The organism is Streptomyces sp. NPDC027189 (genome assembly GCF_055566975.1).
Genome location: NZ_JBVHRI010000041.1, coordinates 39,637 through 60,279, shown reverse-complemented (window position 1 = coordinate 60,279; position 20,643 = coordinate 39,637). Strand labels below are relative to the sequence as shown.

General features: G+C 69.8%; 21 protein-coding genes. 16 read left to right on the top strand and 5 right to left on the bottom strand.

The genetic code is table 11. The features are described 5' to 3' along the window. Nucleotides 1-148: 148 nt before the first annotated feature. Nucleotides 149-649 (top strand): hypothetical protein, encoded by a 501-nt coding sequence (locus ACZ4RZ_RS46545; protein ID WP_467753642.1) that lies wholly within the window; start codon nucleotides 149-151, stop codon nucleotides 647-649. Here ACZ4RZ_RS46545 and ACZ4RZ_RS46540 read toward each other — a convergent pair. Continuing rightward, complete coding sequence (locus ACZ4RZ_RS46540) at nucleotides 644-985, bottom strand: transposase (protein WP_467753641.1); 342 nt, start codon at nucleotides 983-985, stop codon at nucleotides 644-646. The genes ACZ4RZ_RS46545 and ACZ4RZ_RS46540 overlap by 6 nt on opposite strands. On the opposite strand from ACZ4RZ_RS46540, the gene ACZ4RZ_RS46535 reads away from it, so the two are divergent. After that, nucleotides 906-1,358 carry an SGNH/GDSL hydrolase family protein gene (locus ACZ4RZ_RS46535; RefSeq protein WP_467753647.1) on the top strand — a complete coding sequence of 151 codons (453 nt, stop codon included), beginning with the start codon at nucleotides 906-908 and terminating at the stop codon, nucleotides 1,356-1,358. The two genes, ACZ4RZ_RS46540 and ACZ4RZ_RS46535, sit on opposite strands and share 80 nt — an antisense overlap. Nucleotides 1,359-1,531: 173 nt before the next feature. Further along, entirely contained in the window at nucleotides 1,532-2,536 is a 1,005-nt protein-coding gene (locus tag ACZ4RZ_RS46530; RefSeq protein ID WP_467753640.1) for a sugar ABC transporter substrate-binding protein, read from the top strand. Nucleotides 2,537-2,606: 70 nt separating this feature from the next. Here the strand turns inward: ACZ4RZ_RS46530 and ACZ4RZ_RS46525 are convergent, their stop codons facing one another. Further along, nucleotides 2,607-3,602: a LacI family DNA-binding transcriptional regulator gene (locus tag ACZ4RZ_RS46525; RefSeq protein ID WP_467753639.1), complete on the bottom strand. Its 996-nt coding sequence runs from the start codon at nucleotides 3,600-3,602 to the stop codon at nucleotides 2,607-2,609. Nucleotides 3,603-3,806: 204 nt separating this feature from the next. Between ACZ4RZ_RS46525 and ACZ4RZ_RS46520 the strand changes: the two genes are divergently transcribed. Genes ACZ4RZ_RS46520 through ACZ4RZ_RS46505 form a run of 4 tightly spaced genes read left to right on the top strand, consistent with a single transcriptional unit; the run spans nucleotide 3,807 to nucleotide 8,129 of the window. Then, complete coding sequence (locus ACZ4RZ_RS46520) at nucleotides 3,807-4,757, top strand: TIM barrel protein (RefSeq protein WP_467753638.1); 951 nt, start codon at nucleotides 3,807-3,809, stop codon at nucleotides 4,755-4,757. A gap of 9 nt (nucleotides 4,758-4,766) precedes the next feature. Then, nucleotides 4,767-6,194 (top strand): sugar porter family MFS transporter, encoded by a 1,428-nt coding sequence (locus tag ACZ4RZ_RS46515; protein WP_467753637.1) that lies wholly within the window; start codon nucleotides 4,767-4,769, stop codon nucleotides 6,192-6,194. Nucleotides 6,195-6,219: 25 nt separating this feature from the next. Next, complete coding sequence (locus ACZ4RZ_RS46510) at nucleotides 6,220-7,239, top strand: Gfo/Idh/MocA family oxidoreductase (RefSeq protein WP_467753636.1); 1,020 nt, start codon at nucleotides 6,220-6,222, stop codon at nucleotides 7,237-7,239. After that, on the top strand, nucleotides 7,236-8,129 hold the full coding sequence (locus ACZ4RZ_RS46505; RefSeq protein ID WP_467753635.1) for a sugar phosphate isomerase/epimerase family protein: 894 nt from the start codon (nucleotides 7,236-7,238) through the stop codon (nucleotides 8,127-8,129). Before ACZ4RZ_RS46510 ends, ACZ4RZ_RS46505 begins: the two co-directional genes overlap by 4 nt. A gap of 216 nt (nucleotides 8,130-8,345) precedes the next feature. On the opposite strand, the gene ACZ4RZ_RS46500 is transcribed toward ACZ4RZ_RS46505, so the two are convergent. Next, complete coding sequence (locus ACZ4RZ_RS46500; protein ID WP_467753634.1) at nucleotides 8,346-8,897, bottom strand: YciI family protein; 552 nt, start codon at nucleotides 8,895-8,897, stop codon at nucleotides 8,346-8,348. A gap of 275 nt (nucleotides 8,898-9,172) precedes the next feature. Here ACZ4RZ_RS46500 and ACZ4RZ_RS46495 point away from each other — a divergent pair, with 275 nt between their 5' ends. The 8 genes from ACZ4RZ_RS46495 to ACZ4RZ_RS46460 all read left to right on the top strand — a co-directional run bounded on the left by ACZ4RZ_RS46495 (nucleotide 9,173) and on the right by ACZ4RZ_RS46460 (nucleotide 17,272). Next, complete coding sequence (locus ACZ4RZ_RS46495; protein WP_467753632.1) at nucleotides 9,173-10,402, top strand: sensor histidine kinase; 1,230 nt, start codon at nucleotides 9,173-9,175, stop codon at nucleotides 10,400-10,402. Continuing rightward, entirely contained in the window at nucleotides 10,374-11,069 is a 696-nt protein-coding gene (locus ACZ4RZ_RS46490) for a response regulator transcription factor (RefSeq protein ID WP_467753631.1), read from the top strand. Before ACZ4RZ_RS46495 ends, ACZ4RZ_RS46490 begins: the two co-directional genes overlap by 29 nt. A 147-nt stretch (nucleotides 11,070-11,216) precedes the next feature. Next, the gene (locus ACZ4RZ_RS46485) at nucleotides 11,217-11,591 is read left to right on the top strand and encodes a zf-HC2 domain-containing protein (protein ID WP_467753630.1); all 375 of its coding nucleotides are present in this window, start codon (nucleotides 11,217-11,219) and stop codon (nucleotides 11,589-11,591) included. 505 nt (nucleotides 11,592-12,096) lie between these two features. Next, a complete protein-coding gene (locus tag ACZ4RZ_RS46480) occupies nucleotides 12,097-12,483 on the top strand; it encodes a hypothetical protein (RefSeq protein WP_467753629.1) in 387 nt (128 codons plus the stop codon). Nucleotides 12,484-12,613: 130 nt separating this feature from the next. After that, entirely contained in the window at nucleotides 12,614-13,294 is a 681-nt protein-coding gene (locus tag ACZ4RZ_RS46475; RefSeq protein WP_467753628.1) for a histidine phosphatase family protein, read from the top strand. Between the two features lie 363 nt (nucleotides 13,295-13,657). Continuing rightward, nucleotides 13,658-13,867 carry a hypothetical protein gene (locus ACZ4RZ_RS46470; protein ID WP_467753627.1) on the top strand — a complete coding sequence of 70 codons (210 nt, stop codon included), beginning with the start codon at nucleotides 13,658-13,660 and terminating at the stop codon, nucleotides 13,865-13,867. Next, nucleotides 13,864-16,095 carry an FUSC family protein gene (locus ACZ4RZ_RS46465; protein WP_467753626.1) on the top strand — a complete coding sequence of 744 codons (2,232 nt, stop codon included), beginning with the start codon at nucleotides 13,864-13,866 and terminating at the stop codon, nucleotides 16,093-16,095. Before ACZ4RZ_RS46470 ends, ACZ4RZ_RS46465 begins: the two co-directional genes overlap by 4 nt. 10 nt (nucleotides 16,096-16,105) lie before the next feature. Then, a complete protein-coding gene (locus ACZ4RZ_RS46460) occupies nucleotides 16,106-17,272 on the top strand; it encodes a PP2C family protein-serine/threonine phosphatase (protein ID WP_467753625.1) in 1,167 nt (388 codons plus the stop codon). Between the two features lie 351 nt (nucleotides 17,273-17,623). Here ACZ4RZ_RS46460 and ACZ4RZ_RS46455 read toward each other — a convergent pair whose 3' ends face one another. Next, nucleotides 17,624-18,361 (bottom strand): flavodoxin family protein, encoded by a 738-nt coding sequence (locus ACZ4RZ_RS46455; RefSeq protein ID WP_467753624.1) that lies wholly within the window; start codon nucleotides 18,359-18,361, stop codon nucleotides 17,624-17,626. 224 nt (nucleotides 18,362-18,585) lie between these two features. Between ACZ4RZ_RS46455 and ACZ4RZ_RS46450 the strand changes: the two genes are divergently transcribed. Next, a complete protein-coding gene (locus tag ACZ4RZ_RS46450; RefSeq protein ID WP_467753622.1) occupies nucleotides 18,586-20,277 on the top strand; it encodes an acetolactate synthase large subunit in 1,692 nt (563 codons plus the stop codon). Nucleotides 20,278-20,330: 53 nt separating this feature from the next. Here ACZ4RZ_RS46450 and ACZ4RZ_RS46445 read toward each other — a convergent pair whose 3' ends face one another. Further along, complete coding sequence (locus tag ACZ4RZ_RS46445; RefSeq protein WP_467753646.1) at nucleotides 20,331-20,543, bottom strand: hypothetical protein; 213 nt, start codon at nucleotides 20,541-20,543, stop codon at nucleotides 20,331-20,333. Nucleotides 20,544-20,643 lie beyond the last annotated feature (100 nt).

Genomic DNA, 20,643 nt, shown 5'->3' with positions numbered 1-20,643 from the left:
GCCGGCTGACCCCCATCGAATTCGAGACCGTCATGACCACACCGGCCCTCCAGCTCGCGTGACCGAACCTGTCACCCAAACCTGCAGCAGACCCGTTCACGTGTGCACGGCTGGGGTTGGTGTCTGTGCAATCCCATAGTCTGCGTTGATGACCGCTGAGTCCGGAGCTTTCTCGAGTGCGGCTCTCGAGGAGTACCTCTCCTTGATTGACGAGCTGCTCGCACAGCCCTTCGCGGAGACGGACTTCGAAGACGTCACCGGGTGCGGTGGCCCGGAGCACCGTGTGCGCGTCCTGCGGGTCAGTCGGGACTTCTGGGATGACGACGACGGGCAGGCTTGGCGCGAGGCTGACGCAGATCTGCGGGCCTACCTCGGCGCCCTGATCGCAACGCTCACGACACGCTGGGGCGATCCGCTCGTCGTCGACCTGTGGCCATATCTCAGGGCTGGCTGTGAGGGGGAGGTAGTGCCCGAGCCGCTCAACTCCCTCAGCCAACAGGCCGTAACCATGCAGGCGTGGCCGCTCCGGGATCGCGGCCGTTGGCTCGCGCTCACCATCGGCCAGGCAGACAAGGAACTGCCACTCGAACTGCTTGCCGCGGTCGGCCGGGCCCCTGCGCTTGACCTGAGCGCGGTTGGCCGGTCATGAGCGGAGCCAGACGATAACAGCTGCCGCCGTGGCAGTCCCGAGGGACACATAGCCGCGTTTGATGCCCGTATGGATGTGGCGATCGCCGCCGCGGTTGACTCTGCGGCGCCGGGTCTTTCCGAACGACGCTTCCACGGGGCCGGCACCGCAGAGCGCGGCAGACGATGCTTCGCCGGCCAGGCGGTCGGGGTTGTCTCCGGCCGCAATCAGCAAGGCCGCGGCCGTGTCCGGGCCGACGCCGTAGAGGCACAGGAGCTTGGGTGCGCAGGCACCGATCGCAGTGCTGATCCGGGCCGTCGAGGGCGGCACCGACACGGCAGAGCAGAAGATCACCATCGCGAGGACGCGGCCGTCCGACGCGCTGAGGGAGGTCCGGGGACGTGTCCCCAAGTCCCGCGTCCACCTTGTCGGCTACGCGGCGATCCTGCCGTCCGACGACACCGACCGCGGCCGCGAACTGCCCCTCGCCCCCGGCGACTTCACCAACCTGCGGGAGATGGAGCGGCAGCTCAACGCCACGCCGCGCGAGCAGGCCAAAGCGGCCGGGGCAACGTACGCCGACACATACACGCCCTCCGAAAGGCACGACGCCTGCTCGGCCGAGGGCGATGCTGGATCGACCCCCTCCGCCCCAGCAGCCCCGCGGCCGCCGTCCACCCCAACGCGCGCCGCGAACTCGGCGTGGCCGACGCGGTCCTGCGCACGGTGAACGCCTCGGGGTGAGCACCGGACGTGTTGTCGATACGTCCTGACAAACCCGTTGACATCATCGGTGGGCGGCTCCATAGTACGTGCCACTAGAGCGCACTAGTGCCGCGCTCTAGTGGCCAGGCCCCGACATGCACACACCCACCCTGACCAGCACAGCGAGGTGCAAGGGACATGTACAGACATCACCGAGCCGCCACTCTGACCGCCACGGTTCTCGTCGGCGCCCTGTTCGCAGCCGGCTGCTCCAGCAGCTCCGGCGGCAAGAAGTCCGAGGAAGGCGAGGGGGCCGCCGCCGCGGGCAAGGCCACCACGCCCCGCATGACGGTGGCCATGGTCACCCACGCCTCCCCCGGCGACACCTTCTGGGACCTGATCCGCAAGGGCGCCCAGGCAGCCGCCGCCAAGGACAACATCAAGCTCGTCTACTCCAGCGACCCGGGCGCCGGGAACCAGGCAAGCCTGGTCCAGAACGCCATCGACCAGAAGGTCGACGGCATCGCACTCACCGCCGCCAAGCCCGACGCCATGAAGGACGTGGTCGCCAAGGCCAAGGCGGCCGGCATCCCGGTCGTCGGCTTCAACTCCGGCGTGGACGACTGGAAGCAGCTCGGCATGCTCGAGTACTTCGGCCAGGACGAGAACATCGCCGGCCAGGCCTTCGGCGTGCGCCTGAACCAGCTCGGCGCCAAGCACGCCCTCTGCGTCATCCAGGAGCAGGGACAGGTGGCACTGGAATCCCGCTGCGCCGGCCTGAAGAAGGGCTTCAGCGGCAAGACCGACATCCTCTATGTCAACGGCACCGACATGCCCTCGGTGAAGTCGACGATCACCGCCAAGCTCAAGCAGGACTCGTCCATCGACCAGGTGGTCACCCTCGGAGCCCCCATCGCGCTCACAGCGGTGCAGTCGGTGGGCGACGCGGGGAGCAAAGCCAAGGTCGCGACCTTCGACCTCAACAAGGACCTGGTGAAGGCCGTCCAGGACGGCAAGGTCGAGTTCGCCGTGGACCAGCAGCCGTACCTGCAGGGCTATCTCGCCGTTGACGCCCTGTGGCTGTACAAGACCAACGGCAACGTCAGCGGCGGGGCCACCGCGCCCGTACTGACGGGCCCGGCCTTCATCACCAAGGACAACGCCGACGCCGTTGCCGCGTTCGCGGCGAAGGGAACGCGCTGACCGCGGCGACCTGCGCCGCTGCGGCACCCGGCCGGCATCGCATCCACGGCGCCGGCCCTGCCTCGTGGACTCAGCCCACCGGCGGTGGACCACTGGTCCCGCGCACCACCAGCTTCGGGTCCAACACCGCTTCCCGCAGCTCCAGTTCGGGATTCTCGAGGCGCTCCACCGCGAACCGCACCGCGTATTCCGCCATGAGCCCCGCGTCCTGGCGGACCGTGGTCAGGCCGATCGGCATCAGGTGAGAGAGGTGGCTGTCGTCGTATCCGACGACGGACAGGTCGCGCGGCACCTCGACGCCGCCCCGGGTCAGGGACATCAACAGGCCCATCGCACTACGGTCGTTGCCCGCGAGGACCGCTGTCGGCAGGGGCTGCCCCTGATCCCGTTCCGCGAGGAGCGTGCGGCCAGTCTCGATGCCCGACTGCTCCGTGTGATCACCGGGGATGACACGGACCTCGGACTCCAGCCCGTGGCGACGCATCGCCGCCCGGTAGGCGCGCCGCCGCTCGGCCGAGCCGGGGCCGTGGCCGCCGTCGATGTGCACGATCCGGCGGTGCCCCAGCTCGACAAGGTGGTCCATGGCCTGCCGTACGCCCTTGCCCTCGGCGGAGTGCACGAAGTCCACGTGGGCGTGGGGGACCCGGCGGCTGACGGAGACGGCGACCGTGCGCCGTCCCAGTTTGTCGAGGAACGCGGGTTCCGCGAAGGAGCCGAGCAGGATCACCGCCTCGCAGCGGTGGCTGAGCAGCGCCTCGACGGCCTTCTCCTCGCTGCGGCCCTGGGTGGCGCCGGACAGCAGGACCTCGTAGCCGAGGCGTTCGACCTCGGGGTAGATGCCCTCGATGAGGTTGGTGTGGAAGGTCTGGTGCACGGTGAACATCACGCCCAGCGTGCGGCTGCGGCCGCGCGCCAGCAGCTGGGCCGCAGTGTCGGGCCGGTAGCCGATCTCGTCGGCGACCCGCAGCACCCGTCGGCGGGTCTCCTCACTCGCCCCCGGCTGGTTGCGGAACACGATCGAAACGAGCGCCCGGGAGACGCCCGCCTTCTCGGCGACGTCCGCCATCGTGGGCCGCTGTCTGCCCGATGTATCCACCTGTGAACCCACCCTCCGACGCCGCTCGCCTTAGCGGTGATCTCGAAATCTCCCGGCAACAGGCTATTGACATGACATTTGGACTGGAGTCATCGTACTCGGACTAGAGCGCGCTAGTAGAGCGCGACAGAAGACGTCGCGAAAACTCCCGATCTTCGGGTGAAGGGACACGTCATGGCAACGGCGCCAAGCCCGCTCCGTACCGTCGCAGGCAACCTGTGCCTGGGCTCCGCCCCGGACTCCTGGGGCGTCTGGTTCCCCGAGGACAACCACCAGGTTTCGTACACCCGCTTCCTCGATGAGCTCGCGCAGGCCGGCTACGAGTGGCTGGAGCTCGGGCCGTACGGCTACCTCCCCACCGACCCGCAGCGGCTGAAGGCCGAACTCGACGCCCGTGGGCTCCAGGTCTCCGGCGGCACCGCCTTCGGTGCGCTGCACCGGCCCGAGGCGTGGGACGAGATGCTCGCCCACGTCCGGCAGGTGGCCGCGCTGACCGCCGCCGCGGGCGCCCACCATCTGGTCCTGATCCCGCCCATGTACCGGGACGAGAAGACCGGCGCGTTCACCGAGCCGCCCGAGCTGACCGCCGAACAGTGGGCCGGCTTCGGCAAGGCCGCCGACCGGCTCGGCGGGCTGCTGCTCGACGAGTACGACGTGCGCCTCGTCCTCCACCCGCACGCCGACAGCCACATCCAGACACAGCCCGAGATCGAGCGGCTGCTCAACGAGTCGGACTCCCGCTACACCAACCTCTGCCTGGACACCGGGCACGTGGCTTACGGTGGCGGCGACAACCTGGAGCTGATCCGCCGGTTCGGCGAACGCGTGGGCTACGTCCACATCAAGCAGATGGATCCCGAGGTGCTGGCCCAGGTGGCAGCCGAGGACCTGTCGTTCGGCGAAGCCGTCAAGCGCGGGGTGTGCGTGTCGCCCCCGGCCGGTGTGCCGAACCCGGCCGATGTGGTGTCCGAACTGGCCAAGCTGGACGCCGAGTTGTTCGTGATCGTCGAGCAGGACCTGTATCCGTGCGCTCCCGAGGTGCCACTGCCCATCGCGGTCAGCACCCGTGAGCACCTGGCAGGTTGCGGCCTGACCGGAACCCGACGCCCGAACATCACCCAGTAGGAGGCTGCCATGGACGTCAGGGACGACACGACTGCGGCCCCGGCCTCCTCGGTCACGGAGCACGCCCCACTGGCAGTCTCCCGGCGGCTGCGGCTCATCACCGTCATCGCCACCTTCGGCGGGCTCCTCTTCGGCTACGACACGGGCGTGATCAACGGCGCCCTGCCCTACATGACCGACGACCTCGGCCTGACCCCCTTCACCGAGGGCACAGTCACCAGCTCGCTGCTCCTCGGCGCGGCGCTGGGCGCGATCACGGGCGGCCGGCTGTCGGACACACGGGGACGCCGCCGTACGATCCTCACCCTCGCCGTGGTGTTCTTCGTCGGCGCGCTCGCCTGCACGCTCGCGCCCAACACCGCGATCATGGTCGTGGCGCGCTTCGTCCTCGGCCTCGCCGTCGGTGGCGCCTCGGTCACCGTGCCCGTCTACCTCGCGGAGATCTCCCCCGCCGAGCGGCGCGGCGCACTGGTCACCCGCAACGAACTGATGATCGTCAGCGGCCAGTTGCTCGCCTTCACCTCCAACGCGATCATCGCGCAGGTGGGCGGCGAGTCCGGTGGTGTGTGGCGCTGGATGCTCGTGCTCGCCACCATTCCGGCCGTCGTGCTCTGGTTCGGCATGCTGGTGATGCCGGAGAGCCCGCGCTGGCTGGCCTCCCAGACCCGCTTCGGCGAGGCCCTGGAAGTGCTCAAGCAGGTGCGCTCCCGGCAGCGGGCCGAGGCCGAGCTGAGCGAAGTGTCCGCGCTCGCCGTCAAGGAGGAGCAGGAGAACCTCGGCGGCTGGCAGGACATGAAGGCCACCCCGTGGCTGCGCAGGCTCATGTTCGTCGGCTTCGGCATCGCGATCGTGCAGCAGATCACCGGCGTCAACACGATCATGTACTACGGCACCCAGATCCTCACCGACGCCGGCTTCGCCTCCGACAGCGCCCTGACCGCGAACATCGCCAACGGCGTCATCTCGGTACTGGCCACCTTCGTCGGCATCTGGCTGCTGGGCCGCGTCAACCGCCGCCCGATGCTGATGACCGGTCAGGTCGGCACGATGGCGGCCCTGTTGCTGATCGGCGTCTTCTCTCTGGTGCTGCCCGCAGGCGACGGCCGGGCGTACGCGGTGCTCGCGATGACCGTCACCTTCCTCGCCTTCCAGCAGGGCGCGATCTCACCGGTGACCTGGCTGATGCTGTCGGAGATCTTCCCGATGCGGATGCGCGGCTTCGGTATGGGTGTCGCGGCCGTGGTGCTGTGGCTGACCAACTTCGCGATCGGCTTGGTCTTCCCGTCCTTGGTCTCCGGGATCGGAGTCTCCAACACGTTCTTCCTCTTCGTGGTGGCGGGCGTCTTCTCGCTCACCTTCGTGAAGCTCTACGTCCCCGAGACCAAGGGCCGCACCCTCGAAACCCTCGAAGCCGAACTCCGGGCGCGCTTCTCCTGATCCCTCTCCTTCTCAAGGATTCGACATGACCGTACGTGTAGGTGTCATCGGTGCCGGAATGATCGGCCAGGACCACATACGACGACTCACCGACGTCGTCACCGGGGCCACCGTCACCGCCGTGACCGACATAGACCAGGCCCGCGCCGCCGAGGTGGCCGCCCGCGTCGGCGCGACCGTGCTGCCGACCGGTGCCGACCTGATCGCCTCCCCCGACGTGGACGCCGTTCTCGTCACCTCCTGGGGCCCCACCCATGCCGAGCACGTCCTGGACGCCGTCGCGGCCGGTAAGCCGGTGTTCTGCGAGAAGCCCCTCGCGACAACCGCCGAGGACTGTCTGCGCATCGTCGAGGCGGAGCATGCCCACGGCCGCCGCCTGGTCCAGGTCGGCTTCATGCGCCGCTTCGACGCCGGCTACCGCCAGATGAAGGAGGTCCTCGCCGCCGGATCGATCGGCGCCCCGCTGATCGTGCATTGTGCGCACCGCAACCCGACCGTGCCGGAGTCGTACACCTCGCAGATGGCCGCGCAGGACACGGCAGTTCACGAGATCGACGTCCTGCGCTGGCTGCTCGACGACGAGATCGTCTCCGCGCAGGTGGTCACCCCGCGCGCCACCAGCAAGCGGTTCGCGCACCTCAAGGACCCGCAGATCATGCTCTTCGAAACCGCGAACGGGGTCCGCATCGACCTGGAGGTCTTCGTCAACTGCCAGTACGGCTACGACATCCAGTGCGAGACCGTCGCCGAGGAGGGCCTGCTCCGGCTGCCCGACCCGGCCGCCGTCGGGGTCCGCACCGCCGGACGCCACGGCACCGCCGTACTGCAGGACTGGAAGGGGCGTTTCGCCGACGCCTTCGACACCGAGTTTTGCGAGTGGATCGCCTCCGTCGAGGCAGGCACCGAGCCCACCGGCCCGTCCGCCTGGGACGGTTACGCCGCCACCGTCATCACCGACGCCGCCGTCCGCTCCCTGGACTCCGACGGCGCCGTCGTCACCGTCGACATGAAGCCGCGTCCCGCCGTCTACGGAGGCACCGCGTGAAGATCGCCCTCGACCCGTACATGTTCCGCGTCCTGCCGCTCGACGACATGGTGCGCACCGTCGCCGAACTCGGCTACGAATACATCGAGTTGTCGCCGCGCGACGACTTCATGCCGTTCTTCCTGCACCCGCGGGCCGACGACGAGCGCATCGCCGAGCTGAAGAACTCCCTGCGCACGCACGGCGTGAAGCTGTCGTCCGTGCTGCCGCTGTACAAGTGGTCCTCGTCCGAGGAGACCGAGCGGCAGGCCGCCGTCCGCTACTGGAAGCGGATGATCGAGATCACGGCGGATCTCGAATGCCCGCTGATGAACTCGGAGTTCAACGGCCGCCCCGAGCGCGCCGCCGAAAGCGAGGCCGCCTTCTGGCGCTCCATGGAGGAACTGCTGCCGATCTTCGAGCGAGAGGGCATCGCCCTCAACCTGGAGGCCCACCCGGACGACTTCTGCGAGGAGAACACGCCCGCGGTCGACCTGGTCCGCGCGATCAACAAGCCCTGGGTGAACTACCTCTACTGCGCTCCGCACTCCTTCCACCTCTCCGGTGCCTCGGAGGCCGGTGCGGACATCGCGGCGATGATGCGCTACGCCGGCGACAAACTCCAGCACGTGCACATCGCCGATTCCTTCAACCACAAGGGATCGTCCGGCCTGCGCTACATCCTCAACCCGCCCGGCACCACCGCCCGGATCCACCAGCACCTGGACATCGACCAGGGCGAGGTCGACTGGGACGCCTTCTTCGCCACCCTGCGCGAGCTGAACTTCGACGGCGTCGCCACCGCCTGCGTCTTCGCCTGGGAGGAACGGGCCCGGGACTCCTCGGCGTTCATGCTGGACCGCATCACCAAGGAACTCGCCGCGAAGTATTCGCCGGCGGGTCCGCGGTGACCTACTGAGGCGCCGCTGACCCGCCGGAGACGGCGCCCTTCGGTGTCCGAGCGTCGGACATCGTCCGCTGCCCCGCCGCAGTCAGGCACAGGACCACGATGGCGCAGGTCGCTGGTTCCTCGAGGAACGGCAGCGGGGCGTCAGCACAGGGTGATCCCCCGGGGGCACGCTCCTGCGATCAACCGACAGGTGCCGTCGGCATGGCGCGTCCCTGGTTCATGACGGCCGCCCGCCGAACTGCCAGTCGTGGACCTCGATGTCTGCATACCGGTCCTGGGCCAGGACGGCGCGTGCCGTGTCCGGGTCCGGGGCCCGGAGCAGCACCGCCGTACCCACACAGGTGGCGCCGTCGTCGGACAGCAGCGGCCCGTACGCGATCAGCTCGTCCCGGTCGGGCGGCACGATGAGGTCGGCGGCCTGCCCCGAACTGAAGCCGAGCACCAGATACCGGTTGCCACCGGTCCGGCCACCAGGGAAGTCCCACATTGTGCGCCCCAGCATGTTGCGCCACCGGCGCAGCAGCACGTCCCGATACGCGCCGGCCTGGTAGTTGGGCTCGTTGAAGGCGAACGCGCGGGCGGCGGCGGGATCCGGCAGGTCGATGATGTGCACGCTGCCGGTGGGCGTGTCGCCGTCGTCGGCGAAGGTCGGGCCGCGAGCGATCATCTCCCTCGCGTACCGGTCCATGTAGGACCAGTGCTCTTCCAGCAGCTCCTCGCGCAATGTGACGGAGCCGGGCCGATCGCGGTGGTAGCAGAAGAACTCCATGCCCACAGACTCTCCCCAACGTACGGCAGCATCTCAACGGGATTTGGCAACGATGCCTGCACGCTCCGAACGCGGCAGCGTTGAGTGCCGAGTACAACCTGGCCTACGTCACCCCGTGGGGATTCGATCACCCCGCTCAGCGTCGGTCCGCCCCTGAGCCTGGCCACGGCCCGCAGGGGCACAGCCCGGAAACACGGATCAGGCAATGGCGCCCCGGGGCGCCATTGCCGTGGCGAGACGATGCCCGACCCAGCTATCGACCCTACGGTGATGGCATGACGGTGCTCAACAGTTGGAGGCGGCAAGGGCGAGCCCGGAACCGCGCGGTCGACGCCATGGGCGTGGCTGTGCTGTGCGTGCTGTCGGTCGTGGCTGCCTCGATCGATCCGCACCAGCACCAATTCGTGTTGCGCTGGCCCGCCGTGGTACTGGCTGCCGTCGGCTGCTCCGCGTTGCTCTGGCGGCGTCGCCACCCGTTCGGCGTACTGGCCGTCGCCGTTGGCTGCGGGGTGGTTTTCCCGCTGCTCGGGTTTCGGGAGAGTCCACTGGTGACAAGCCCGGTTCTGGTGTCCGTCTACAACGTCGCCGTGCGGACCGACCGGCGCACCGCCTGGACCGCGGCAGCTGTCTCGGCTGCCGTCATGGTGGGCGCTGTCGCTCTGTGGTCCTCGAACTCGTGGCTGGACCCGGACCATGTCGCGACGCTGGCCTGGACGGCTCTGCCGGCCGCCGTCGGGGACGGGCTGCGCTCACGGCGCGCCTATGTGGCGGCCGTGGAGGAACGGGCGGAGCACGCCGAGCGCACCCGCGAGCAGGAAGCACAGCAGCGAGTGGCGGCCGAACGCGTCCGGATCGCACGCGAGCTGCACGACATCGTCGCGCACCACATCGCCTTGATCAACGCTCAGGCAGGCGTCGCTGTCCATCTGGTGGACCAGCGCCCGGAACAAATCCTGTCGGCTCTGGAGAACATCCGGGACACCAGCCGCTCCGCGCTGGACGAACTACGGGTGACCGTAGGCCTGCTGCGGCAGTCCGACGAGCCGGTGGCGCCCCGCGACCCGATGCCGGGCCTTGCGCAAGTGCCGGCACTACTGGCGTCGTTCGAACGCGCCGGGCTGGCGGTGAGCCACACGCGGCAGGGCACCACCGAACCGCTGGAGCCGGCGGTCGACCTGGCCGCGTACCGCATCGTGCAGGAGTCCTTGACCAATGTGCGCAAGCACGCCGGGGCCGACCATGCCCGGCTGTTCCTGCACTACGACCGTGAACGGCTGACAATCACCGTCGAGGACGACGGGTGTGCCGGACCGCACCATCCTCACCCGGGGGCCGGTCACGGACTGATCGGGATGCGTGAGCGGGCTACCGCGATCGGGGGCACGCTGAATGCGGGACCTCGCCCCGAGGGCGGGTTCACCGTGACCGCCGAACTGCCGCTGCGGCCCAGCCCGGCACGGGAACGGAGACATGAGCATGACGATTCGCGTACTGCTTGCCGATGACCAGGCCCTGCTGCGGGGCACCTTTCGAATGCTGTTCGACGCGACAGATGACATGGAGACCGTGGCCGAGGCGTCCAACGGCCGCGAGGCAGTCGAACTGGCCGGCGCACAGCGCCCGGATGTGGTCCTGATGGACATCCGCATGCCGGAGATGGACGGCCTCGAGGCGACACGGCTCATCACGGAGTCCGAGGACCTCGCAGATGTGAAAGTGCTCATCCTGACCACCTTCGAAGATGACGAGCACGTCGCCGAGGCACTGCGTGCGGGTGCGAGCGGCTTTCTCGGCAAGGGTGCGCGACCCGAGGAGCTCCTCGATGCCGTCCGCACAGTCGCCGACGGCGAGGCGCTGCTGTCCCCGTCAGCGACGCGAGCGTTGATCACTCGCTTTCTGGCCCAGCCGGATCCATGCCCGGTGGCCGTACATGAGCAGTTGGAGAGCTTGACGCCGCGGGAACGCGACGTCACGAGCCTCGTCGCACTGGGCCTGTCCAACGACGAGATCGCCGAGCGCCTGTTCGTCAGCCCGCTGACCGCCAAGACCCACATCAACCGGGCCATGACCAAGCTGGCGGCTCGTGACCGCGCCCAGCTCGTGGTCATCGCCTACCAGTGCGGGCTGGTCAGTCCGGCTACGGAACCGGATCGCTCCCAGCAACCCGCATAATCGCCGGCACGGTGCGTCCATCTTCTGCCCCAGCCGTATGACGATGTACCGCATACCGCAGCCGTGGTAGCCGGAAGTCGCTGCGTGGGGACGACGCGCTGAGGGCCGTTCCTGGGCCAAGGTGAAACCCTGAACGGAGGTTTCGCCATGACCGCCCACTGCCTGACCAAGAAGTCCGACGAGAAGACGGCCGTCGAGGAATGCCGCACGATCCGTGAGCTACCGGCCGGACACGAACTCAAGACCCTCGCGCCCGATGAGGCAAGCGCGGTGCGGGCTCACCCGGCAACCTGCACCACGTACCAGGACGAGTACGACTGCCCCGCAGCCGTGCCCGCACACCTATCTCTTCTGCGCGACGCCCTGGCCTGCGACAAAGGCCGAAACACGCGGACGCACGCGGCCACCCGGGCCGACTGCAGCGACACGTCACCCCGTCACCGCAGGCCACACCGAACGACCCTGACCATGCAGCTCACGCTGTCTCAGTGGGTCAACAGGACCACGTCGCAGATGAGGTGAGCAGACCTCGCGGAAGCGACGACGTGCCTGGGGCGGACAGCAAAGAGGCCCTTCTGCGGCGTCTCACCGGCGACCGGCGAAGAACGCTGTCTGCCCTCGCTGACCGACAACACGAGGATCACGATCCACAACCGCGTGCGAACCGTTAAGCAGCTGACCGGCCAGGTCGTGGGCACCCCCGCCGGGGCAGATCGGGATGCTCCCGGCGGCTGGTCCCTGGAGGCCTCCGACACCCGGTCCAGCCGGGTGGCGGGGGCAGCCCCCGCCAGTCGGCGGGGGCGGTTCCGGACACCTGCCGGATAGTTTTGACCGGCAGCGTCTCCGACCCTGGATCACATGACCCACGACGTACGAGAGGCCGCGCCATCCGAGGCGGCATCCGCTGCCCGGGCCGGCCCCGGCCCCTCCCGTACGTCGTCAACAAGACGGCTGATCGTCCTCGACCTGACCCTTGGCCTGGCGGTTCTCGCCATGTACGCAGCCCGCATCGGCCCCGTACCCCTCGGTGGGCGGCCCGCAGGTGGCCGCGCCGCGCAGCCGGACGACATGGTCGATCCCGGGCGACAGGGGCGTCGTCCTCGCCGCCTGCCTCATCGCCCTCGCCGCCTGCCTCATCGCCACCGACCGGTCAGTGCGGCCGCGGTGGCTTGCCGCGCCCGTCATCGCGGTCGGCTCAGTCTCCCCGACCGCCTACGTCGGCCACCTCATCGCCATCAAGGCCCCGCGCATCGACGACCTGCCGGCCTCCGCTGCCCTGCTGGCTCTGATCGGCTTCGCCGCAGCTGCCGTCCTGCCGGCCCTCGCCTGGATCCGGGCCTTCCCGCGAGGGCCACTGGCATACGAGGGCCACTGGGATACATGCTGCACGCCGCCCCTACACCCGCACGCCTGATCAACCAACCGGCGGCGGACCACCAGAGCCCTTACGGGACTCAACCTCCAACGACGGTTCCGCGCCACCCACGGTTTTCGAGGGACTCACACCATCCGGCGTCATGCCGGGCCATGAAGGAGGGAAGCCGATGTCCGTCAGCCTGACATTCATGTGCGCGACAGCCGGGGACGACACCAGGGACGCAATGTTCCGTGACGGTCTCCTCAGTGAGCGAAGCCTGCGTGCGGCACGCACCGTCGGCGCAACACTCCCCCGGTACTCGCTGGCCATCCGGGCACCGTCGGCCCGCTGCGCGCAGATTGCCGACGCTCTCGGCCTGGAGACTTCACTCGAGCCTGCACTGCGCGACTTCGACTACGGCATGTGGCGCGGCCGCACAGTTGGCGAAGTCGCCGCGGACGACCCCTACGGGTACGCCGCCTGGCTTACCGACCCGGATGCCGCGCCGCCCGGAGGCGAGTCCGTACGCCAGCTCTGCCGTCGAACCGCCAACTGGCTGAGCAGCCTGCCGACTGGCATGGGCCATGCATTGGCCATCACCGAACCAGCCGTTATCCGGGCCTCGCTCGTCCATGCTCTGTCCGCGCCGGCAACAGCCTTCTGGCATTTCGATGTGCCCCCCTTGTCCGCGGTCTCCCTTACTTTGTGTGGTGGCCGCTGGAACGTTCGGCCCGGCCGTCTCACCCCGGTAAGAGCCGGCACCAGTCGCGCTGTTCCCATGCCCTGTGACGCTGCACAGGATCGGACGGTGCTCCTGCGGGGCGAGGCGGCGAGCGACGAGCAGTACGACCTCATCGCCCGGGTGTGACTCGTCGGCCACACCAGTCGGACAAGGAGGGCGAACAGGCTGAGCGGCCTGGAGAACAGGGCCGGCCGGAAGCCCCGACGGAGAGGGCCAGGGGAGATCCACGCGGTGTCGCTCACATCCGGTCGGCGCCGGACATCACCGTCTCCCGCGGCCCCAGGCTGGCGCCGCTCAGCCAACAGGTGGTGGTACTGAGACGCAGCCGGCGAACCTGCCGCAGTCCGTGCTGTCATCCCCGGAAGGAGCCCGCCGGGTCCGGGGTGGCCGGACTGCGGTACGTACGGGGTCGACCGACAATGGGGGGCGGGGCGCGTGTCCGGCCCGCCCACGACGCCTCGGCGGCGTCGGCCCGAGAGGAACGTGCTCATGCGCGCTGAGTCTTCGCCGGCCGCGCGGACGGGGGCCTTCATCGCGGTCGCCCTGGCCCTGTTCTGCATCCAGCTCGACTTCTTCGCACTGAACCTGGCCGTCCCGGGGATCGCCGAGGAGTTCGGTGTCACCGCCTCGGCCGCTCAGTGGCTGGGCCAGGTCCCGCCGCTCGGCTCGCGCGCGACACACGGCGGAGGCCCGCCGTGAAGGGCGGGGCCGAGCCAGCCGAGATCCTGCACCGGTCGGTGCGGGTGACACTGGCGGCGTCCGCGGGGTTCTACCCCTTCCTGTACGGGCTTGGCGAGCCGGCGCTGGCGCTGTACGCGCTGTTCGCGCCCATCGCTCTAGGGCTGCTGTCCTCGATCCCGGGGTCCGGGCGGCAACGGGCCGCGGTGATGCTGAAGGCGCTGCCGGTTGGCCTGGTGCTGGTGGCACTGGGGACCGTGCTGGCGGTGCAGACCTGGGCGGCGGTGCTCGGGATGCTCGTCGTCGGATTCCTCCTGGCCTTCGCGGCCATCGCGGGGCCGCAGCCGGCCGGGGCGGCGCCCGGACTCCAGCTCTTCTACATCCTGGCCTGCTTCCCGCCCTACGAACCGCAGACCCTATGGGCGCGACTGGCCGGGCTCACCGCGGGCGCGGTGCTGCTGGCGCTGTGCGAGCTGTTCCTCCTGCCGCAGCCTGCGGGTGAGACGTACCGATGGAGCCTCGCAAAGGCCGTGGCGACCGCGGGCGACACCCTCGCCGGCCGCACCAGCCTCTCGCCTGAGGTCCTACGCGCCGCGGGCGCGCGGCTGCGGCTGTCCCAGGTCCCGCCCGCGGAGCGCCCCGCCGGCCCGGGCCGTGCGGTCCGCGGTCTTTCCCAGGCGGGTTCCGGAGCCCGCAGGCTGCTCGAACAGCTGGCCCATCTGACCGAGACGGGACAACTGCGCGACCTCCTCCGGGGCGGCGCCCAGGTCGACATACGGGACGGCTGCCCGGCGGACGCAAGGGGTGGCGCCCGTCCCGACACGGCATCCCAGTGGCTGCTGCCACAGGTGACGTCCCTGTGCGACGACAGTGCCGCGGCCCTGCGGGCGGGCCGAGCCGCCACGGGCCCGCAGCGCATGGACGAGGCGATCGGCGCCTTCCAGAAAATGCGCGTGCGGCAAGTGGCGGAGCAGCCAACCGGCGAGGTGCCGGCGTTGGTGACAGTGCTGCGTCGGCAGGCCGCGCTGCTGGCCCTCGCCGAGTCGGTACGCATCCTGGAAATCTCCGTACGGGTCGGCCTCGACGGGCGGCGCACCCCGCCGATCGAGCCACGCGAGCTGTTCTGGTACACGGAGGCGTCCACGTCCCGGCTGTGGCTGCGCCGGATCGTCGGCAACATGACGCTCCGCTCGGTGCAGTTCCACAACGCCGTCCGGATCGCACTGGCCCTCGGCACGGCGCGGCTGGTCGCTGGTTCGCTCGACCTGACCCACGGCTTCTGGGTGCTGCTGGCGGTGCTGACGCTGAGCAGAACCACCGTCGGGGAGACCTGGGCGGCCATTCGCGAGGCGGTGGCCGGCAACCTCGTGGGCGCCGTCGCGGCGGGCGCCCTGCTCATCGGCGTCGGACAGCACACCGGCGCCTACGCCGCGATCCTCGCGCCGGGCATGCTGCTCGCCTTCGCGTTCGGGCCACTGCTCGGCATTGCCTGGGCGCAGGGGCTGTTCACGCTCGTGGTGGCCACCGCGTTCGCCCAGATCGCTCCGGCCACCTGGCGGCTGGCCGAGGCGCGGATCGTGGACGTGGTGACCGGCAGCGCCATCGGTCTGCTGTGCGCGATGCTCGCCTGGCCGGCTGGCGCCCGCCGGGAGGTGCGCAGGACCATGGCGGGGCTGCTGCGCGAGTGCGGGCCGCTGATCAAGGGCACCGCCGAGGTGTTGACGGCCGTGCCGCCGGGCTCCGCACCGCCCCCGCCGACGCTCCCGGCCCTGCACCGGCTGCGCCTGGCCGAGTCCGCCTACGACCAGTTCCGCAGTGAACCGACCGTCGGCGCATCCGTCAGCGCCGACTGGCACGGTCTGCTCATCGCGGCCCACCAGATCCTGCTCGGGGCCCAGTGGCTGCCCCGCTTCGACATGCCCGCGAGTGCCCTGCCCCCGGACGCCACGGAACGTGCCCGGGCCGATGCCCGGGCGGCGGCCGGAACCACCGATCGGCTGGCCGCCCTGTGCGCCGGGGAACGACCGCCGCCGGACCGGACGCGGCCAGAACTCTCGCGGTCGCCCACACCGCTGCTGCCGACGCTGGTCGACCTCGAGGTGTGGCTGGCGAGCCTGACCGCCCAGCTCTCCCGCGTCGAGGCCGGCCTGCCCGGTGTGGGCGGCCGCGCGGTGGCGGAGGCGACGGGCGGGGCGACGGGCAGCGGCACCGCCCCCTCCGTGACCGGTCCCGGCGGGCACGGAAACTAGGGCGCGCGCCATGTCCCGCGGAAGCCTACGTGCCAGGCTGCGGCCCCCGTCCCCGCTCCGGGGGTGGGCGTGGTGGCTGCCGCTGATCGCAGTGGCCGTGGACGTGCTCGCCGAAGTGATCGTCAGGGGCCGCGAACCGGTGAGCTTCATGCTCATCGCCGTACCGCCGCTCGCGGCCGCGACGCGCGGCCCACGGGGCACCGCGCTGTCGGCCGTGGTGTGCCTGGGCCTGCAGATGTGGATGGCCGCCCGCCGCCCCGGCCACTTCGACGAGCAGCACCATGTCGCCGTGTACGTCGCCACGTTCCTCATCGGTGTCGCCAGCGTCGCGCTGGCCTGGCAGCGGGAGCGGACCCGGCGGCACCTGATCCGGGCCAACTCGGTCGCGGAAGCCATGCAGCGGACCCTGCTGCGGCCCGTGCCGCACCGGCTCGGCCCCGTCCATGCCGCCGGGTTCTACGAGGCGGGCGAGGGCGGCACGCTCGTCGGCGGGGATCTGTACGACGTATGCCAGACGCCCTTCGGGGTACGGGCGATCATCGGCGACGTCCGCGGCAAGGGGCTGGATGCGGTCCAGACCGTCGCGGCGGTGCTGGGCAGCTTCAGGGTGTCGGCCCACGAGTGGCAGAGCCTGAGCAGTCTGGCCGAGCGGCTGGAGCTCAGCATCGCCCTCAACAGCCCGGCGGGTGACGAGGGCGACCCCGAGCTTTTCGTGACGGCGCTGGTGCTGGAGTTCCCGCCGGGCGGCGGCGAGGTGCGGATCGTCGACCGTGGACACCCCTCGCCGCTGGTGATCGGCCCGCAGGACGCCCGCCGGCTGGTCACGTCGCCCGGGCTGCCGCTGGGCCTGGGCGTCCTGGCGGCAGGCGGAGACGACACGACGGTGCACCCGCTGGGGCCCGGGGAGGTGCTCGTCGTGCACACGGACGGAGTGAGCGAGGCGCGCGACGCGGACGGCTTCTTCTACCCGGTCCTGCGGCGGCTCGGTGAACGGTTCCGCGGCGAGCACGCCCCGGACCCGGAGGCGGTCGTGTCGTTCCTGCGGACCGACACCGAACGCTGGTCGGCGACGTCCGACAACGACGACCGGGCCGTCCTCGCGCTCTGCCTGGACGGTACGGCGCCGCGAGAGGGCACCGGGGACACCGACGCCGCCCGCCGGGGCCCGCATCGCTAGGGTCGCCGAGTACCCCCGGCCCGCGGAGTCGATGGACCGCGGGAACAGCTCCCCGCCCGCAACGCCGCCGCATCGGCAGCCATCGCCACCCTGTGGGCGTATCGTCCGCTTACGGACGGTTGAGGTGGCCGGTGTGCTGCCTCGCTGTGTGGACGGGTGAGTTTCCGCCAGGTACGGAACTCCCCGGACGTCGCCGCCGGCAGGGGGTGAGGGTGTGCTTGACACCGCCGGCTCCGTGGTCGTCGCGGGCCCGGGTCCGGAGTTCTGGAGTCTGCCCTGGTGCAGGGCATGCCGTCCACCCACGGTAGGGCCGCGGCGGCCGACGCCGACGCGGCGATCGCGCAGGTTCTCCTACCGGTGCTCGGGGTTTTCGTAGTCGTGGCGGCAGCCGGCGTCCCAGGCGGTTCGCTGGTTGCCGTAGGCGGGGATACCACCGAGATCCTTCAACGCCCGGGCCAGGTGCAGCAGGTTCCAGGTCATGAAGGTGGTGTTGCGGTTGGTGAATTCGTTTTCCGGGCCGCCCGAGCCGGGGTCGAGGTACGAGGGGCCGGGGCCTGCCTCGCCGATCCATCCGGCGTCCGCCTGGGGAGGGATGGTGTAACCCAGGTGCTGCAGGCTGTAAAGGACGTTCATGGCGCAGTGCTTGACGCCGTCCTCGTTGCCAGTGATCAGGCAGCCGCCGACGCGGCCGTAATAGGCGTACTGTCCGGCTTCGTTGAGCAGGCTGGAGCAGGCATAGAGGCGTTCGATCACCTGCTTCATCACGGAGCTGTTGTCGCCCAGCCAGATGGGGCCGGCCAGCACGAGGATGTCGGCCGCGAGGACCTGCTGGTAGAGGTCCGGCCAGGCGTCCGTCTCCCAGCCGTGCTCCGTCATGTCGGGCCACACACCAGTGGCGATGTCGCGGTCCACGGCCCGTACGACATCGACGTGCACTCCCTGTGCGTCCATGATGGCGGTGCTGCGGTCGATCAGTCCCTGGGTGTTGCTCGGCTCCGGCGAGCGTTTGAGGGTGCAGTTGATCACCAGGGCCCGCAGGTCGTCGTACTGGGCCGGCGGTGCATCGGTGGCGGGCGACGAAGCGGTCACACGGTCCTCCCAGAGCCCTGCCGCCGCACGGTGCGCGGCGGCGCGTCCACATCCGGATCCAGCGTGCGGGCCGGCCCGTGGCAGGCGCCACCACAACGCCTCCGAATGGCCCCTGCGGTGCCTCGCGGTGCGTGAGCTCAGGCGCGGGTCGGTGCCCACCACCGGCCACTCCGGCCGGCGGCTGATGAGTGGCTGGGGCAGGCGAGCGTGCCTACGTTCGTCTCATGGACACCGAAGGCGCGACCGGGTCGCGGAGCACGGCAGCAGTGGAGGACGTCGCGCACCTGTTGGTGCGCTGTCTGCGGGCCGAGGGCGTGGAGTACGTCTTCGGGATTCCCGGTGAGGAGAACATCCGCTTCGTCGACGCCCTGAACGACTCCGGGATCCGGTACGTCCTGGTACGTCACGAACAGGCCGCCTCGTTCATGGCGGAGATCTACGGGCGGCTGACCGGCCGGGCCGGAGTGTGCTCGGCCACGCTGGGGCCCGGCGCGATCAATCTGCTGCTCGGTACCGCGGACGCGACGACCAACAGCACGCCGATGGTGGCCCTGGCCGCTCAGGGGTCGCTGCGCCGTACCCACAAGGAGTCGCACCAAGTCATCGACCTGGTGTCGATGTTCGCTCCCGTCACCCAATGGGCGGCCCGCATCGAGTGTCCGGACGCGGTGCCGGAGATGACGCGCAAGGCGTTCAAGACCGCGCAGAGCGAGCGCCCCGGCGCCGTGTTCCTGGCGGTGCCGGAGAACATCGAAGCAGAGCGTCTCGCCGAGCCGTCGGCACCCTTGCAGATCGACACGGTGCGCGCTGACGCACCGTCGCCCTCCCAGATCGTACGGGCCGTCGAGGTGCTCACCGCCGCACGGCACCCTGTCGTGCTGGCAGGTCACGGTGCCGCCAGAGCCGGGGCCTCGGCCGCCCTGGTGCGGTTCGCCGAGCGGCTGAACATCCCGGTCGCGACCACGTTCCACGGCAAGGGTGTCTTCCCCGACGACCACCCGAACGCCCTCGGCGCGGTCGGCTTCATGCGCCACGACTACGGCAACTTCGGCTTCGACATGGCCGACGTGCTGATCTGCGTGGGCTACGAGATCCAGGAATTCGACCCGGTCAAGATCAACCCGAACGGCGACAAGCGGATCGTTCACGTGCACCGCTGCCCCGCCGAGGTGGACGCCCACTACCCGGTCGCAGTGGGCGTCAAAGGTGACCCCGCGCAGGCGCTGGACGCACTCGCGGCAGCACTGCCCGACGGACTCACCTACGACTCGGGAAGCAGCGAGAAGATCCGTACACTGCTCGACGAAGAACTCCAGTACGGACGCGACAACGACGCGTTCCCCCTGGTGCCGCAGCGCGTGGTGACCGATGTCCGCACCGCGCTGGACCGCCACGACATCGTGCTCGCCGACACCGGCGCCGGGAAAATGTGGATGGCCCGGCTCTACCCCACCTACGAGCCGGACACCTGCCTGGTCTCCAACGGCCTGTCCACCATGGGCTTCGCGCTACCGGGCGCCATCGCCGCCAAGCTGGCCCGACCGGACCGACGGGTGCTGGCGATGATGGGCGACGGCTCGTTCCTGATGAACTCCCAGGAACTGGAGACCGCAGTCCGCGAACGAGTCCCGCTGGTCGTCCTCGTTCTGATGGACGAGGAATACGGCCTGATCACATGGAAGATGGAACTCGAACTCGGCCGCCACAGCCATACCCGGTTCACCAACCCGGACCTGGTCGCCTACGCCGAGAGCTTCGGCGCGCGCGGCTATGCGATCGAGGCCGCCGACCAACTCCTGCCTGTGCTGCGCCGCGCCCTCGACGACGACACGGTCTCCGTGATCGCCTGCCCCGTCGACTACTCCGAGAATCTGCGTCTGACCGACAGACTCGGCAGTCTCCACGGCCCGTTCTGACCTGACGAAAAAGACGCGCCCCGAGACAACCGCCGCGGAATCTTAATCCCAGGTCAACGCACCCTTCCGCGCAACTTCAGCGGCACAGGCGGGAGTTCAGGAGCAGACAGTGGGTCACCGTCGTACCCCTTCACTTCGCCGAAGCTCGAGTCCGTCTCCACGTCGCCAAAGCGCGAGCCCGTCTCCACGTCGCCGAAGCGCGAGCCCGTCTCCACGTCGCCGAAGCGCGAGCCCGTCTTCACGTCGCCGAAGCGCGAGCCCGTCATCCAGTCCTGGCGTGCCTGTTCGATGTCCTCCTGGGTGCGGCCGATGAAGTTCCACCACCTATCGAACTTCGCCGCTGCTTCCGCAGGTCAGCGTCCGGCG